Genomic DNA, 15129 nt, shown 5'->3' on the forward strand with positions numbered 1-15129 from the left:
CGCTCGCTCTCCCGGGAGGCATCCATGAGCACGGTCGCACCGGCAGGCACCACCCGCACGGTCACCGCCCACACGACCACCCGCGCGGTCACCACCCGCGCGGTCGTGAGTCGCGCCGCGTGGCTGCTGGGCGCCCTCTTCTGGTCGGTGTTCGCCGTCCTGGAGGCTGTCGATCACGGCTGGGTCGCGGGTCTGCTCGCCTTCGCCTTCTTCCTGGCGCCCGACCTGACCTTCCTCGTCGGCCTGTCCGACGCGCCTCGCATGGAGAAGGGGCGGCTGACGCCCCGCGCGGTGCCGTACTACAACGCCGCCCACCGCGCCCTGATCCCGCTCGCGCTCGTGGTGCTCCACACCGTGACGCCGGTGACCTGGGCGCCCGCGTTCGCGGCGCTGTGCGGGTGGCTCGCGCACATCTCGTACGATCGCGCCTTCGGTTACGGACTGCGCACCAAGGAGGGCTACCAGCGTGACTGACCGCCTGTCCCCCCGGGCCCGGGAGATCGCCGCGGCCGCCCGCGCGCTCCTGGAGGAGTCCGGGCCCGCCGCGCTCACCCTGCGGGCCGTCGCCGACCGCCTCGGCATCAAGGCCCCCTCCCTGTACAAGCACTTCCCCGACAAGGAGGCGGTCGAGACCGAGCTGATCGTCCAGGCGCTCGCCGAGGCGGGCGAGGCCATGGAGGCCGCGGAGGCGAAGGATCCCGGCTCGTTGACGGCGCTCGCGGAGGCGTACCGGGCCTACGCGCTGGCCCACCCCCACCTGTACTGCCTGATGACCGAACGTCCGCTGCCCCGCGCGTCCCTCCCGGCCGGCCTGGAGGGCCGGGCCGCGGCGCCGCTGATGCGGGTCTGCGGCGGGGACCGGGACCTGGCCCGCTCGTTCTGGGCGTTCGCCCACGGGATGGTGGTACTCGAGATCCACGGCAGGTTTCCCGCCGACGCGGACCTGGGGGCGGCCTGGGCGCGGGGGGTCGGGGCGCTGCGCCCGTAGGGCAGCCCGTAGGGCGCAGGCGCACAGGCGGCCCGAGGGGTGGGACGCGTCCAGTGCTCGAACGGTTGAGCGACAGCCGGTAATGATTCGGCAAAGGTCGGGAAACCGGAAATGGAGCACGGTCGTCCGGTGTTCCCCCCTTGGAGGGCGGCGCGTGCCCTCCGACCGGCATGCCCGCAGCGAGGAGGAATGGCTCGTGAGCCAGTACGTCAGCAGGCTCGGGCGTCGCTCACCGGCGGCCTCCCCGCGGCTCCGGCTGCTGCGCAGGCCCCGCCGCGTCGCCATGCTCTCCGTGCACACCTCACCGCTCCACCAGCCCGGCACCGGCGACGCCGGCGGCATGAACGTGTACATCGTGGAGCTGGCGCAGCGCCTCGCCGCGATCAACATCGAGGTCGAGATCTTCACGCGCGCGACGGCCGGGGGACTCCCGCCGTCCGTCCAGCTGGCCCCCGGCGTCCTCGTCCGGCACGTCGACGCGGGCCCCTACGAGGGACTGGCCAAGGAGGAACTGCCCGCCCAGCTCTGCGCCTTCACCCACGGCGTCATGCAGGCGTGGGCCGGACACCGCCCCGGCCACTACGACCTGGTCCACTCCCACTACTGGCTCTCCGGCCACGTCGGCTGGCTCGCCGCCCAGCGCTGGGGCGCCCCCCTCGTGCACGCCATGCACACCATGGCCAAGGTCAAGAACGCCAACCTGGCCGACGGCGACACCCCCGAACCGGCCGCCCGCGTCATCGGCGAGACCCAGATCGTCTCCGCCTCCGACCGCCTCATCGCCAACACCGCGGAGGAGGCCGACGAACTCGTCCGCCACTACGCCGCGGACCCCGCCAAGGTCGCCGTCGTCCACCCCGGCGTGAACCTCGACCGCTTCCGCCCCTTCCCCAAGGGCGCCGTCCCCGGCCCGGACCGCAGCGGCAACGCCCGCGCCGCCGCCCGCGCCCGCCTCGGCCTGCCCCAGGACGCGCTGATCCCGCTCTTCGCGGGCCGCATACAGCCCCTCAAGGCACCGGACGTACTGCTGCGCGCCGTCGCCGTACTCCTCGACGAACGCCCGGACCTCCGCTCCCGCATCGTCGTCCCCGTCGTCGGCGGCCCCAGCGGCAGCGGCCTCGCCAAGCCGGAGGGCCTGCAGAAGCTCGCCGCGCGCCTCGGCATCGCTGACGTCGTGCGGTTCCGCCCGCCCGTCGGGCAGGAGCAGCTCGCCGACTGGTTCCGGGCCGCGTCCGTGCTCGTCATGCCGTCGTACAGCGAGTCCTTCGGCCTCGTCGCCATTGAGGCCCAGGCGGCCGGCACGCCGGTGCTCGCCGCGGCGGTCGGCGGCCTCCCGGTCGCCGTGCGGGACGGGCTCACCGGCCGCCTCGTCCAGGGCCACGACCCCGCCGCGTACGCGCGCGTGCTGCGCGACTTCGCCGACAACCCGGAGCTGACGCCGAGGATGGGCGACGCCGCCGCCCGGCACGCCCAGTCCTTCGGCTGGGAGAGCGCCGCCGCCGCCACGGCCGACGTCTACACGGCCGCGATCCAGGCCCACCGCCGTCGCGTACGCTCGCACCATGGCTGACGCGCGCGGGACGACGGCAGAGGTGATCGAGGAGGCGCTGGGGGACGCCGACGTCGAATGGGAGAGCCCCGAACCCGGCAACTACGTCGTCAAACTCCCCGGCACCCGCAAGCTGTCGACGACCGTCTCCCTCCTCCTGGGCCGGCACTCGCTCTCCCTCAACGCGTTCGTCATCCGCCACCCCGACGAGAACGAACCGGCCGTCCACCGCTGGCTGCTGGAGCGCAACCTCAAGCTCTACGGCGTCGGTTACGCCGTCGACCGCCTCGGCGACGTCTACGTCACCGCGAAACTCCCCCTGGCCGCCGTCACCCCCGACGAGATCGACCGGCTCCTCGGACAGGTCCTGGAGGCCGCCGACGGTGCCTTCAACACCCTGCTGGAGCTGGGCTTCGCGTCCGCCATCCGCAAGGAGCACGAGTGGCGCACCGCGCGGGGGGAGTCGACGCGGAACCTGGAGGCGTTCCGGCATCTGATCGAGCGCGGCGGGAAGTGACGTCCGCTCAGCGGGCGCCGCTGCCGCGGTAGCGCCCCGGGGTGACCCCCACCAGACGCTTGAAGTGCCGGGTCAGATGGGCCTGGTCGTAGAAGCCGGTGAGGCCGGCCGCGTCCGCCGGGGTGTGTCCCGCCAGCAGCAGCCGCCGGGCCCGGTCGACCCGCCGGGACATCAGGTACTGGTGCGGGGCGATGCCGTAGGCGCCGCTGAAAGCCCGTACCAGGTGGGCCGGATGGGCCGGCACCAGCGCGGCCGCCTCCGCCAGGCCGATGCCCTCGACGACCCGTTCGTCCAGCAGCTCCCGCAGCTGCCGGGCGAGGCCGGGGTCCCGGCGCTCCGCGCCCGCCTCGTCCCGGGGCACCAGATGGGACCGCAGCCGCTCGCCGACGAACGTCAGCCGGCTCTCCGCCTCCAGCTCGTCGCCGGGCAGGGCGAGCGTGGTGTGCAGCTGCCCGACCCGGCGGCGCAGCAGCGGATCACGCAGGTCCGGGGCGTCGACGGCCGGCCCGATCAGCTCGTCGCCCAGCCGGGAGGCGTCCAGGTACAGGACCCGCTTGCGGAAGCCGTCCGGCGTCGCGGGGGAGCCGTTGTGCGGCACGTGCGGCGGCAGCAGCGACACCGTGTCGTGCGGGGTGCCGTGCTCGTGCCGGTCCAGGTCGTACCGTACGGCGCCGTCGTCGACGATCAGGAGCGTCCACGCGTCGTGGACGTGCATCGGGTAGGCGTACTCGGTGTAGTGGGCGTGGAAGACCTCGACGACGCCCGGGACGCGGGGTCGCCAGGCGGAGACGCTCCGCTGGTCGTTTCGCCGGCCTGCCATGCAAAAAACGTACAAGACCCGGCGGGGCGCGGGTCGGCAGTCTCTCCGTATGAGCACGCACGAAGCAGCCCTCGAGGCTCCCAAGGCTCCTGAGGCCGAGACCCCCGTCCGCTTCGACACCAAGATCGCCGTCCTGCTCCGCGAGGACCTGGAGACGTGGCAGCGCCTGAACGTCACGGCCTTCCTGGTCAGCGGCCTGGGCAAGGAGTTCCCCGAGGTGATCGGGGAGCCGTACGAGGACGCGGACGCCGTCGGCTACCTGCCGATGTTCCGCCAGCCGGTGCTGGTCTTCGAGGGCACGAAGGAGACGCTGAAGAACGCCCACGCGCGCGTGCTGTCGCGCGCGCTGCCCCGCGCGCTGTTCACCTCCGACCTGTTCACCACGGGCAACGACCGCGACAACCGCGCGGCGGTACGGGCCGTGCCCACGGCGGAGCTGGACCTGGTGGGACTCGCGGTGTACGGGCCGAAGAACGCGGTGGACAAGGTGCTGAAGGGGGCGCGGATGCATCCGTGAGGGCGGGGCGACGGGGTGGGTGGGGCGCTCGGTGCGGGGTCAGGCGGCGCTGACCTCGGTCTCGGGCTTCGCGGGCGAAGGCGTTCCGGGCGAAGGCGTTCCGGCCGCGGCCACCTCCGTACCCTCCGCCCCCTCCGCCACCTCCGTCGGCAGCCCCCGCATCAGCGCCCAGTACCCGGCCGCCGCCACCGTGCCGACGACGGCGCAGATGCCCCACAGCCACTCGGCGCCCCAGCGGTCGATGACGAAACCGGACATCAGCGGGGCGACGAGCGAGGCGACGGCCCAGGACATGGTGTACATGCCCTGGTAGCGGCCGCGCCCGTGCACCGGGGAGAGGCGGACGACGAGCCCGGTCTGCGTCGGCGCGTTGACGATCTCGGCGAGCGTCCACACGCACACGGTGAGCGCGAAGACGCCGACCGACCCGGCGAAGGCGGTGAGCCCGAAGCCGTACCCGGCCAGCAGGGACGAGGCGACGAGCAGCAGCCGCGGATCACGGTGCTCGATGAACCGGGTGACGGGGATCTGGAGTACGACGATCAGGACGCCGTTGACGGCGATCGCCATGCCGAAGTCCGCGGGCGTGAACCCGGCCTCGCCCATGGCGACCGGCAGCCCCAGGTAACCCTGCTGGAAGATCACGGCGACGAGGAACGACAACCCGACGACGCTCATGTACCGCCCGTCGCGCAGCACGGTCCCGAGCGAGACCGCCGCGTCCTTGCCGAGGACGTCCGTGCCGGCCTGCGGCTCGGGCCTCGACTCGGGCAGCTTCACGAAGACGAGGACGGCGCAGACGAGGGTCATCCCCGCCTCGATCATGAAGCCGGCGAGATAGCTGACCTCGGCGATGAACCCGGCCGCCATCGAGGAGATCGCGAAGCCGAGGTTGATCGCCCAGTAGTTGAGCGAGAAGGCGCGGATACGGTCCTCGGGCCGCACGATGTCCGCCATCATCGCCTGCACGGCCGGCCGGGAGGCGTTGCTGGCCATGCCGACCACGAACGCGACGGCGGCGATGGCGACGGGGTGGTGCACGAAGCCGAGCGCGGCCACGGACAGGGCGGTCGAGGTCTGCGCGACCAGCAGCGTGGGCCGCCGCCCCAGCCGGTCGGTCATCACCCCGGCGCCCACCGAGGACACCACCCCGCCGAGCCCGTGCAGGGCGGCGACCAGACCGGCGTACGAGGCGGAGTAGCCGCGGTCGATGGTCAGGTACAGCGCCATGAAGGTGGCGACGAAGGCGCCGAGCCGGTTGACCAGGGTGCTGGTCCACAGCCACCAGAACTCGCGGGGGAGCCCGGAGACGGTCTCCCGTGCGGCACGTCTGAGACCGGCGACGGACATGGGACCCCCCGTGGAATGGCGCAAGCGTGTAGGCGTGTAAGCGGCTGAAGCGGCACGCACAACTTACGAACCCGGGGTCGCCGGAGGCCACCGGATTAACACTTCCCGTCAACCGTCCGCCCACCGGGCGCCCCGCGCGGGGGATCAGGAGGTTCGATTACGCTCGGAGCCATGGCCGACGCACCGTACAAGCTGATCCTCCTCCGCCACGGCGAGAGCGAGTGGAACGAGAAGAACCTGTTCACCGGCTGGGTGGACGTCAACCTCACCCCGAAGGGCGAGAAGGAGGCGACGCGCGGCGGCGAGCTGCTCAAGGACGCCGGCCTGCTGCCCGACGTGCTGCACACGTCCGTCCAGAAGCGCGCGATCCGCACGGCCCAGCTCGCGCTGGAGGCCGCCGACCGCCACTGGATCCCGGTCCACCGCCACTGGCGCCTGAACGAGCGCCACTACGGCGCCCTCCAGGGCAAGGACAAGGCGCAGACCCTCGCGGAGTTCGGCGAGGAGCAGTTCATGCTGTGGCGCCGTTCCTACGACACCCCGCCGCCCCCGCTGGACCGCGACGCCGAGTACTCCCAGTTCGACGACGCCCGCTACGCGACCCTCCCGCCGGAGCTGCGCCCGCAGACGGAGTGCCTGAAGGACGTCGTCGGCCGCATGCTGCCGTACTGGTTCGACGCGATCGTCCCCGACCTCCTCACCGGCCGCACGGTCCTGGTCGCCGCCCACGGCAACTCGCTGCGCGCCCTCGTCAAGCACCTCGACGGCATCTCGGACGCCGACATCGCGGGCCTGAACATCCCGACGGGCATCCCGCTGTCCTACGAACTCGACGCCGAGTTCAAGCCGCTGAACCCGGGCGGGACGTACCTGGACCCGGACGCGGCCGCGGCGGCGATCGAGGCGGTCAAGAATCAGGGCAAGAAGAAGTAAGCACCCACGAACAAGCCCCCTACCTGCGGGTTCTCCGCCGGGAGGGGGCTTTTCGCTACCTCTGGGCCGTGTTCGGTCATGAGCGAGGCTTCGTGAGGATCTCGGCCTTCACCTGGAAGGCCACCAGGAACGCCGTCACGGCAGCGGCCGCCATGAGGCCCCTCTGCTCCACTCCTATCCACTGCCGCCCTTTATGCGCCGTAGTCCGCTTGCTGGTCAGTCGTGCAGGACCGGTAAGTTGGGATGGAGGTAGCGCCAATCCAGGGCCATGTTGCGCAGGGCTTGGATGACCGCGTTCGGCAGGTCGCCAGCGGCCACGAGTTCCTCGTTCAGGTGCTCGCTTCCGCCGCGGAGGCGTCCTGTGCCGGTCGGCTCGCCGAGAAGGTCGGTGCTGAGCGTGTTCTCTAGCCACGGATCCCCCTGGACGCCGGAAGCAATGTGCAGTTCGATGGGTGGCGTGGGAATCGACGCAGTGCCGAGCAGCTCCAGGGTGAGGGTGGGCAGGGCGTGCCGGATCAGCGCGCGTACGGCCTCGTAGCACGCTTGCACCCACAAGTCGTTTGCGATCTTCTTGCCACCGGTCCAGACAAGCAGGTCAAAGAGCACGTCCAGGCTGCTGCCGCTGTTGGGCAGCGTGGCACTGCACTCCAGGCGTATGCCGGCCTGAAGCGGACCGGGAATGGGATGGCCGGCCGCTAGCCGGACGTGACGACCGTTCCCGTGCTCGGGGTCGATCGTCCATGGCCGCTGGCCCTGGTGGGTCCCTACCCGCTGCACAAGCGCGTGCAGCCGCTCCGGCAGCTCGTACGCGCATGTGAGACTGGGCGCACTTAGCGACCGCATGAGGGCGTCGACCGTTGTGCCGTGCAGTCGAAGACGGGCGGCGTCCCTTCGCAGTGGCCGGGAAACCGCGGCACGGATGACTAGGTCGGGCGGGGCCGCAGCCCTCTGAAAGCGTGTGGCCGAGCGGTGGTCAGGCAGGAAGCGCGGGTCACCGGTGTAGGCAAGCACCGGATCGGCGGCCTGCTGGAAGAGTGCGTACACGAGGCGACGGTCAGCAGGAATGTTGCGGCCGTCCAGACGGACTCGGACGACTCCCTGGTGGAACAGCGGTCGGGGCACGCTGTCCGGGTCAATCCGCACTACGAGGAGGAGCCGGTCGTCCACAGTGACCGGGATGACGTCCGGCGTCCAGCCAGGCGGGTCGAAGGTGGTCGCCATCTTGCTGACCAGCCGGTCTTTGTCGATCGCCTTGACCCCGACCAGTTCCCCGGGCAGGTTCTTGTCCTTAGGGTGGGCGTCAACACCGATGAGGACGATGCCGCCGTAACTGTTGGCCATGGCTGCGACGGTTTCGGACACTGCATCGACATTACGCTTGTAATCGAGGGTGAAACTCTCCTCCAACTCCAGCGCCAGGAAGCCGCGGACCATCTCGCTGTCGATCAGCTCGACGGGGGCGCTAAACAGAGGATGTGCGAGGTTCGGCATGGTCACCAGCATTGCGTTCCTGCATCCTTCGGCGCACACGGTTTCATTACATCGGCGACCGAGAATGGAACGCCCTCCAGCACTTCAGTGCCGGCCTCTGTTCGCGCGTGCGACTCTCTGCCCCACGGCTTGCGGCCGACTCCCAGATCGAAACTGAGCTGACGTCCGTTGATCCCTGCACCGGAGCCGCACCCAGGTGAGTGTCTAACTGCGTGACAACGCCGATGAACATCGGCGGACGAGCACGAACGCGTGCGGGCGTCAACAAAGGTCGGAGGTACGACCGCCCAAGGTAGAAGCCCCACGCAAGTTGCTTCGGGACGAAGAGGTCATCGCTCAAGGTCTCACCACCGCGCTTCGGCCGGCGTGGATTGCTGTGGTCGACGTGACCGGTGTTCGTGGCTGAGGCCGGTGAGGGTGCAGCGAGACCTCGGCGCACCCGCCATCGTGGCTGACTTTCGAAGGCCGGGGCCAGAACCCCGCTCGCGGGGCCCAACAAGGCAGAGAGTCGCGGCAACTCGACTGCTAAGGTCGCCACTTGATGTGATCCGGGTGACCGCTGTCGAGGAAGGCGAGCATGACCGCACTGCGTCCGCTGATTGTGTTTTTCGCATTCGTCCTCACTCTCGCCATCCTCATTCTCGGTCTGGCGTCTGGGGTCCTCGCCGTGTCCCATCGCGGCCTGAGCGCTGACCTATTCAAGGCACTGGCCCTCCTGGCTCTGTGCTTCGCCCTCCTCATGGGGTGCAACCGCGTTCTTACGGGCCAGTGGCACAGGTGGTCGCGCCGTTCAGTCAGTCGGGGCTGAAGCTCACGGCTGCGTAGCAGGCGTGCACCACAAGCGCACCAGATCGAGCGGGGAACAGCGGGGAACTACGGTGAAAACGATCTGGCCTGGCAAGGCCTCACCGTGAATGTCCGCGCAGGTCAGTGCCCGAACCGGCCGCAAGTAACCGCAGCTTCCCAAGCTGGTAGCTCAGGCAGTGTGCTCACGGACCGGTCATCCCAGCTTCTCCAGTCGACGGCGTCTCGACCAGCGTGGCTGAGACCAGTGGGAGTGCAGCGAGGCACACGCGCGCCTGGCCGGTCGGCAAACCCGCCATCGTGGCTGACTGTCGTCGGTTGAGGCACAGACGACTTGAGTCCACCGTGCACAGTGAGGACCAGCTGAGGTGACGCCCCTGTCCTGCGTGATTCTGAGATGTCGAAGGGGAATGCAGCCCTGTGGCGGAGTAGGGCCAGGGGAGGGGCAAACAGGTGGCGCAACGGGGCAGCGGCCGAGGCAATGACTATCAGCGGCAGCAGCAAGCTTTACGACGTGCCCAGGAGCAACGGGCGCGACAAGCGGAGCGGGAGCGTAAGGCCGCCGAGACGGCCAGCAAGCGGCAGGAACGCGAGCGGAAGGCCGCGTATCAGGAGCAGCAGGCCGAGCAGGCGCGGGTTGGCACGATCGGGGTCGAGCACGAGGTCGAGCAGCTTGGACAGTTACTCCGTGACGCGCTGGTGGGGGATCCGCCGACGACCTTTGAACGCCGGCGGAGGACTCACACGCCGAGGAAGTTAGACGAGCGTCCTTGGTCTCGTCCGGAGCCTTCCCCGCGATGGGAGGAGTTCGCACCACCGGAACCCGGTGGCCTGGCTGCTGTGCTTGGTCTTGGCAGGAAGCGCTATGAGGCTGAGGTTGCAGAGGCGCGTTCGCGGTTCGGCGAGGCACAGGATCGCCACCGGAGGGCCGAAGAGAAGCGGCTGGCAACGCTGGAGCGGAAGCGTGCCGAGCACCGCCAGGCCGAAGCGCAAGCCCTTGAGGAGGTGGCGACCTTCAACGCAAAGTTGGATGAGGAGCGCGAGGCGTACAGGGCCGGGGAGCCCGCGGCGGTCGAGGCTCATCTAGGAGCCGTTCTGGATGCGTCGGTGTACCCGGTGGGCTTCCCGCACGAGCATCGAATCGCCTTTCGACCCGCCACCGGTGACTTACTCGTTGAGATCCACATGCCGCCTGAGGCGATCGTTCCAACCGCGCGTGGCTACCGGTACGTGAAGAACCGAGACGAGACGACCGTCCTGCCTCGTCCGGAGAAGGAACGCAAGGAGATCTACGCCTCCGTCCTGGCACAAGTGGCCCTGAGGACAGTGCACGAGGTCCTGACGAGCGATCCGGACCGGGTAATCAAGGGCGTGATCCTGAACGGCCATGTGAAAACCGTCGACCGGGCCACCGGTCAAGAGGTCTCACCCTGTCTCGTGACGCTCAGCGCCAGCAGGGAGCAGTTCGGCAAGCTCCGTCTCAGTCAGGTTGATCCAGCGCAGTGCCTCAGGGGACTCAACGCCCTGGTATCGCCCAACCCCTACGATCTCGAACCGATTCGGCCCATCGTCGAGTTCGACCTGTCGAAGTATCGGCTCATGGACAGCATGGATGTTGTCGCTGGCCTGGACAGCAGGCCCGTGCTGGTGAAGCTGACGCCCACCGAGTTCGAGCACCTAATTCGCCAACTGTTTGAGGCGATCGGCATGGAGGCTTGGAACACCCAGGCGTCCAAAGACGAGGGCGTTGACGCGGTGGCCGTCAGCAAGGACCCCGTCTTCAACGGTGAGTGCATCATTCAGGCGAAGCGCTACAGCAAGCTCGTGGGTGTTGAGTCCGTCCAGGCGCTCGCCGGAGTGGTCGAGCACAAGCGTGCTGCCAAGGGGGTCCTGATCACCACATCGTGGTTCGGCAGGGCCAGCCACGACTTTGCCCGCCAACATGGCCGGCTCCAGCTCATCGAAGGGCCGGAACTCAAGTACCTGATCAAGGAACACCTTGGCAAGGATGTGATCCCGGGCCCGGTCCCTCCGAAGAGGCTCCCCTCGCGCTGAGGCCGGCGGGTCGCACACTCAGCCCGAGGAACTGGGTCCCTGGGCCGTCCGAGGCCGCTCGACAGTGGTCAATGACGACCAACGACGATCACCCGGCACACGAGCCCACCGCCCCTGAACAGCAAAAACCCAGCCCACTACGATACCCGGCAAGACCCAGGGCAAGAAGAAGTAAGCGGTACCGATCAAGCCCCCTGGCTGCGGGTTTCCCGTGCGCAGGGGGCTTGTTTCCGTGCTGGAGCCGTTGCGGATCCGGTAGAGCTGGTCACCGGCCACGGTGTACCTGTCACCGGTGATCACGACGGGTTGGTGTGGCCGCGGTGCCCGGCGAGGGCCGTGCGGTCGGCCCCGGTGTGTGGTCGGCGGCGTCAGCCGCTGTCGGCATCCGCCTCCTGAGCCTTTCGGGCGTTGTTCCTGAGGTTGGCGAAAGGCAGAGCGCCCCCGTGGAGTGCTCTGAACTCGTCGATCAGATCCTGCTCGGCCTCAGCCGCGTCCTCCCCGGCCATCGGTTGCCAGGCGACGAGCAGCGCGTCCGAGTCGGCCAGCTGCCAGATGTAGCGGCCACCCCAATGGCCGGCCAGCAGACCGGCGCCGTGGCGGCGGTATTCGGCGAGGCGCTGCCTCAGACCCTCCCGTCCCGCGGCCTTGCCGATGTACACGACCGTCGCCCCGTCCACCCAGGCAGCGCCGAGTCTGTCGGCCGTGACGGACGGGTCGCGGCCTTTGAGGTGCCCGGCAGGGCTGGCGGCGAGGAACGACGGCGGCGAGGTGTCCCGGCGGACCACCACGTAGATGCCGTGACCGGTGGGGACGTCGCTGTCGGGCAGTTCACGGAACGGCACGAAGCCGCGGAAGCCGCGTTCGGTCAGGGTCTGCTGCGCCAGTGCTGCTGTCGGGCTCATGCCGGCATGGTGCCAGGTGCCTGTCGTCGCGGGTACGGCTGCGTGGATGGACTCACTGACGGGGCGCTGACAGAGGTGCCTACCAGGGTTCGACACAAGGCCAGTTGGCCCCCTTCTGGCGGAAGCCCCGCCATCGGGGCGTCTGTCCGCTGCTCTTCTACGGGGGCCAGGCCTCGGCCATCACGAAGGAGACGGCCGTTCCTCCGAAGCGGCTCGGGCCGGAGTGCCAGGATGCGGCGATGCAATCGACCAGCAGCAGCTCTCGCCCATGGGCGTCGCCGGCATCCGGTCGGCGGAGGCGTACGTTCGCCGGAAGGCCCGGGTTGTGCACCTCTACGCGCAGGGAGGTCCCGTCACGGAACCACTCGACCCGTACGAGCCATGCGAATTCCGTAGTCCCGTAGAGAATCGCGTTGGTCACGAGCTCCGAGAGCATCAGCACGCAGTCGTCGATCGAGCAGCGTGGTTCGTACGGGGCGATGAACCTCCGGAACCAGCGACGGGCGCGGGGGACGGACTCCGGAGTCGGCAGCAATGCCATCATCCCGAGCCGTGGTGACTCTTCACAGGGATACCGGTCGATCAAGAAGAACATCCGCACTCACTTCCCCCACTGCCGTCGCCTTCGCGGCAAGGGCTGGCACCTCTCTAGACATCTCAGGATTGAGATTGAAGCTACCTCTCTAGAGACGTTAAGTGCAGTGCTGGACTGTCACCCCGATGAGGCGCCTACGACTACACGCAGCGAGCGCCCGCCCGACCTGTGGCCTAAGGTGTCTAGAGAGGCGAGTGAGGAGGGTCCCGGGATGGCCAAGACCGATGACGACCGTCGGCCCAAGTACCAGCGCATCGCGGACTCCCTGCGCGAGGCGATCGAGGCGGGCGACTACGGTCCCGGTGATCGGCTCCCGGGCGAGAACGACCTCATGGACGCGTACGGCGTGGCCCGTATGACGGCCCGGCAGGCCCTGGGTGTTCTCCGGGACGAAGGTATTGCCGAGGCCCGCAAGGGCGCCGGCGTCTTCGTCCGCGCATTTCGCCCCATCCGGCGCCGAGGCATCGACCGGCTGGCCCGCGAACAGTGGGGGAACGGCCGCTCCGTCTGGTCGGCAGACGTCGAGGACCGCGCACTTGAGGTCGACCGGATCACGGTGTCCGAGGAAGCGCCGCCGGAACGCGTCGGCGGGGTCCTGAATCTGGCCGACGAGGACTCGGCATGCGTGAGGCGCAGGCGCTTCGTCCTCGACAACAAGCCGGTCCTGCTCGCGACGAGCTATCTCCCCATGTCAGGGGTTGCCGGCTCCCGGATCACCGAGGAGGACACCGGACCGGGCGGGGCATACGCCAGGCTCGCCGAACTCGGCCACGAACCGGTGCACTTCCGTGAAGAGATCCGCTCGCGCATGCCGTCGAAGGACGAGGCGGCCCAGTTGGAAATCTCCCCGGGCACTCCGGTCGTCCTCATCTGCCGCACCGCGTTCACGGCCGACGGCCGCGCGGTCGAGGTCAACGAGATGACCCTGGACGCCGCTTCGTACGTCCTCGAGTACGACTTCGACGCCTGAGCCCGCGCGGCCCCGACCAGCCCCTCACCTGCGCGGGTGAGGGGCATTCGCATGCCCTGGTGCTCTCATGCTCCCTGGAAATTGCATGACCCGGTAATCGGCGGGACGCTGGAAACGTCAGCCTTACGGCGGCCGGATGGGCAATCGGCGGCCGATGCTGCGACCGGAAAGGCGGAGGCCGGGTGGGACGGCGGGGTGCCCTCGCCTCCTCCAAGGAGAACGTCATGCAGAGTGCAACCCTGGAAGCGATGCAGACCGAGCTGCGCGGGCCCGTCATAGGGCCGAAGGACGCCGAGTACTCCCAGGCCCGCAAGGTCTACAACGCGATGATCGACAGGCATCCCGCTGCCATCGTGCCGTGCAGGGATGCCGCTGATGTGATGTCCGCGCTCACCTTCGTCCGTGACGCCGGACTGGAAGTCGCCGTCCGAGGCGGCGGACACAGCGGCCCCGGCCTCTGTCTGGTGGACGGCGGCGTCACCATCGACCTCTCGCCGATGCGCGGAGTACGCGTCGACCCCGTCGCCAGGACCGCCCAGGCCGGCGGGGGAAGTCAGCTCGGCGACCTCGACCACGCCACCCACGCCTTCGGGCTCGCCACACCCACCGGCATCATCTCGATGACCGGTGTCGGGGGGCTGACGCTCGGCGGCGGTCACGGCTACCTCACCCGCAAGTACGGCCTGACCGTGGACAACTTGCTGGCCGCCGACGTCGTGCTGGCCGACGGCAGCTTCGTCACCGCGAGCGAGACCGAACATCCGGACCTGTTCTGGGCCCTGCGCGGTGGCGGCGGCAACTTCGGCATCGTGACCTCCTTCACCTACCGGCTCCACCCGGTGGACACCGTCGGAGGCGCGATCACCGTGTGGCCGGTCGAGCGCACCCGCGAGGTGCTGGCCTGGTACCGCGACTTCCTCCCGCAGGCTCCCGAGGACGTGTACGGATTCTTCTCGCTCTTCGTCATCCCGCCCGGCCCACCGTTCCCCGAGGAAATCCACGGGCGGAAGATGTGCGGCGTCGTGTGGTGCTACACCGGTGACCCGAGCCGCTTCGAAGAGACGCTCACGGCCGTGCGGGAGCCCGGACCGCCGGCCTTCCACTTCGCGGCACCGATGCCCTACCCGGCGTTGCAGGGCATGCTCGACGACGTGATCCCCTCCGGGTACCAGTGGTACTGGCGCGGCGACTTCTTCGACCGCATCCCGGACGCCGCCATGGACGTACACCTCAAGTACGGCGAGAACCTCCCCACCCCGCTCTCGCTGATGCACCTCTACCCGGTCGACGGGGCCGCCCACCGCGTGGGCACGGACGACACCGCGTGGAGCTACCGTGACGCCGTCTGGTCCGGCGTCCTGGCCGGTGTCGACCCCGACCCGGCCAACGCCGAGGCCATCAGGCAATGGTGCGTCGACTACTGGGAAGAGCTGCACCCGTACTCCATGGGCGGCTCGTACGTGAACTTCATGGGTACCGGCGAAGGCCAGGAGCGGGTCCGGGCCACCTATCGGGACCACTACGACCGGCTCGCACAGGTCAAGCGGACGTACGACCCGGACAACGTCCTGCACGCCAACCAGAACATCAGGCCGGCCCAGCGGCAATGACCACCGGGCCGTGCTGTCCGCGCGCCGG

Annotated in this window: 14 protein-coding genes; 9 read left to right on the forward strand and 5 right to left on the reverse strand. The window is 69.3% G+C overall.

Annotation, left to right across the window (positions count from 1 at the left end; all coding sequences use genetic code 11):
* Window positions 1-24 precede the first annotated feature (24 nt).
* From ACFW01_RS24980 to ACFW01_RS24995, 4 genes are all read left to right on the forward strand, one after another.
* Window positions 25-474 (forward strand): DUF4260 family protein, encoded by a 450-nt coding sequence (locus tag ACFW01_RS24980; protein WP_234957004.1) that lies wholly within the window; start codon window positions 25-27, stop codon window positions 472-474.
* Window positions 467-988, forward strand: coding sequence for a TetR/AcrR family transcriptional regulator (locus tag ACFW01_RS24985; protein ID WP_384506737.1), 522 nt, complete (start codon window positions 467-469; stop codon window positions 986-988). The genes ACFW01_RS24980 and ACFW01_RS24985 overlap by 8 nt, the downstream gene beginning before the upstream one ends.
* 196 nt (window positions 989-1184) lie before the next feature.
* Window positions 1185-2558 (forward strand): D-inositol-3-phosphate glycosyltransferase, encoded by a 1374-nt coding sequence (gene mshA / locus ACFW01_RS24990; RefSeq protein ID WP_234957006.1) that lies wholly within the window; start codon window positions 1185-1187, stop codon window positions 2556-2558.
* Window positions 2551-3054 carry a YbjN domain-containing protein gene (locus ACFW01_RS24995; RefSeq protein ID WP_234957007.1) on the forward strand — a complete coding sequence of 168 codons (504 nt, stop codon included), beginning with the start codon at window positions 2551-2553 and terminating at the stop codon, window positions 3052-3054. Before mshA ends, ACFW01_RS24995 begins: the two co-directional genes overlap by 8 nt.
* 7 nt (window positions 3055-3061) lie before the next feature.
* On the opposite strand, the gene ACFW01_RS25000 is transcribed toward ACFW01_RS24995, so the two are convergent.
* Window positions 3062-3874 carry an AraC family transcriptional regulator gene (locus ACFW01_RS25000; RefSeq protein ID WP_234957008.1) on the reverse strand — a complete coding sequence of 271 codons (813 nt, stop codon included), beginning with the start codon at window positions 3872-3874 and terminating at the stop codon, window positions 3062-3064.
* 49 nt (window positions 3875-3923) lie between these two features.
* On the opposite strand from ACFW01_RS25000, the gene ACFW01_RS25005 reads away from it, so the two are divergent.
* A complete protein-coding gene (locus ACFW01_RS25005) occupies window positions 3924-4391 on the forward strand; it encodes a DUF2000 family protein (protein WP_384506742.1) in 468 nt (155 codons plus the stop codon).
* Window positions 4392-4430: 39 nt separating this feature from the next.
* Here the strand turns inward: ACFW01_RS25005 and ACFW01_RS25010 are convergent, their stop codons facing one another.
* The gene (locus tag ACFW01_RS25010) at window positions 4431-5741 is read right to left on the reverse strand and encodes an MDR family MFS transporter (RefSeq protein ID WP_384506745.1); all 1311 of its coding nucleotides are present in this window, start codon (window positions 5739-5741) and stop codon (window positions 4431-4433) included.
* Window positions 5742-5912: 171 nt separating this feature from the next.
* On the opposite strand from ACFW01_RS25010, the gene ACFW01_RS25015 reads away from it, so the two are divergent.
* A complete protein-coding gene (locus ACFW01_RS25015; RefSeq protein ID WP_234957011.1) occupies window positions 5913-6674 on the forward strand; it encodes a phosphoglyceromutase in 762 nt (253 codons plus the stop codon).
* A gap of 216 nt (window positions 6675-6890) precedes the next feature.
* Here ACFW01_RS25015 and ACFW01_RS25020 read toward each other — a convergent pair whose 3' ends face one another.
* Window positions 6891-8177, reverse strand: coding sequence for an ATP-binding protein (locus ACFW01_RS25020; protein ID WP_234957012.1), 1287 nt, complete (start codon window positions 8175-8177; stop codon window positions 6891-6893).
* 1245 nt (window positions 8178-9422) lie between these two features.
* On the opposite strand from ACFW01_RS25020, the gene ACFW01_RS25025 reads away from it, so the two are divergent.
* Window positions 9423-11024 carry a restriction endonuclease gene (locus ACFW01_RS25025; RefSeq protein WP_234957013.1) on the forward strand — a complete coding sequence of 534 codons (1602 nt, stop codon included), beginning with the start codon at window positions 9423-9425 and terminating at the stop codon, window positions 11022-11024.
* A gap of 368 nt (window positions 11025-11392) precedes the next feature.
* Here ACFW01_RS25025 and ACFW01_RS25030 read toward each other — a convergent pair whose 3' ends face one another.
* Window positions 11393-11926 carry a hypothetical protein gene (locus tag ACFW01_RS25030; RefSeq protein ID WP_234957014.1) on the reverse strand — a complete coding sequence of 178 codons (534 nt, stop codon included), beginning with the start codon at window positions 11924-11926 and terminating at the stop codon, window positions 11393-11395.
* A 157-nt stretch (window positions 11927-12083) separates the two neighbouring features.
* Window positions 12084-12521: an ATP-binding protein gene (locus tag ACFW01_RS25035; protein ID WP_234957015.1), complete on the reverse strand. Its 438-nt coding sequence runs from the start codon at window positions 12519-12521 to the stop codon at window positions 12084-12086.
* A gap of 211 nt (window positions 12522-12732) precedes the next feature.
* Between ACFW01_RS25035 and ACFW01_RS25040 the strand changes: the two genes are divergently transcribed.
* Both ACFW01_RS25040 and ACFW01_RS25045 read left to right on the forward strand, forming a co-directional pair.
* A complete protein-coding gene (locus tag ACFW01_RS25040; RefSeq protein WP_234957016.1) occupies window positions 12733-13491 on the forward strand; it encodes a GntR family transcriptional regulator in 759 nt (252 codons plus the stop codon).
* Between the two features lie 224 nt (window positions 13492-13715).
* Window positions 13716-15101 (forward strand): FAD-binding oxidoreductase, encoded by a 1386-nt coding sequence (locus ACFW01_RS25045; protein ID WP_234957017.1) that lies wholly within the window; start codon window positions 13716-13718, stop codon window positions 15099-15101.
* The last annotated feature ends 28 nt before the right edge of the window (window positions 15102-15129 follow it).

This window comes from Streptomyces sp. NPDC058985 (assembly GCF_042740985.1).
Lineage (GTDB): Bacteria > Actinomycetota > Actinomycetes > Streptomycetales > Streptomycetaceae > Streptomyces.

Coding starts and splice junctions, on each gene's coding strand:
- ACFW01_RS24980 (WP_234957004.1), top strand. CDS start 25: ATGAGCACGGTCGCACCGGCAGGCACCACCCGCACGGTCACCGCCCAC.
- ACFW01_RS24995 (WP_234957007.1), top strand. CDS start 2,551: ATGGCTGACGCGCGCGGGACGACGGCAGAGGTGATCGAGGAGGCGCTG.
- ACFW01_RS25000 (WP_234957008.1), bottom strand. CDS start 3,874: ATGGCAGGCCGGCGAAACGACCAGCGGAGCGTCTCCGCCTGGCGACCC.
- ACFW01_RS25005 (WP_384506742.1), top strand. CDS start 3,924: ATGAGCACGCACGAAGCAGCCCTCGAGGCTCCCAAGGCTCCTGAGGCC.
- ACFW01_RS25010 (WP_384506745.1), bottom strand. CDS start 5,741: ATGTCCGTCGCCGGTCTCAGACGTGCCGCACGGGAGACCGTCTCCGGG.
- ACFW01_RS25015 (WP_234957011.1), top strand. CDS start 5,913: ATGGCCGACGCACCGTACAAGCTGATCCTCCTCCGCCACGGCGAGAGC.
- ACFW01_RS25020 (WP_234957012.1), bottom strand. CDS start 8,177: ATGCTGGTGACCATGCCGAACCTCGCACATCCTCTGTTTAGCGCCCCC.
- ACFW01_RS25030 (WP_234957014.1), bottom strand. CDS start 11,926: ATGAGCCCGACAGCAGCACTGGCGCAGCAGACCCTGACCGAACGCGGC.
- ACFW01_RS25035 (WP_234957015.1), bottom strand. CDS start 12,521: ATGTTCTTCTTGATCGACCGGTATCCCTGTGAAGAGTCACCACGGCTC.
- ACFW01_RS25040 (WP_234957016.1), top strand. CDS start 12,733: ATGGCCAAGACCGATGACGACCGTCGGCCCAAGTACCAGCGCATCGCG.
- ACFW01_RS25045 (WP_234957017.1), top strand. CDS start 13,716: ATGCAGAGTGCAACCCTGGAAGCGATGCAGACCGAGCTGCGCGGGCCC.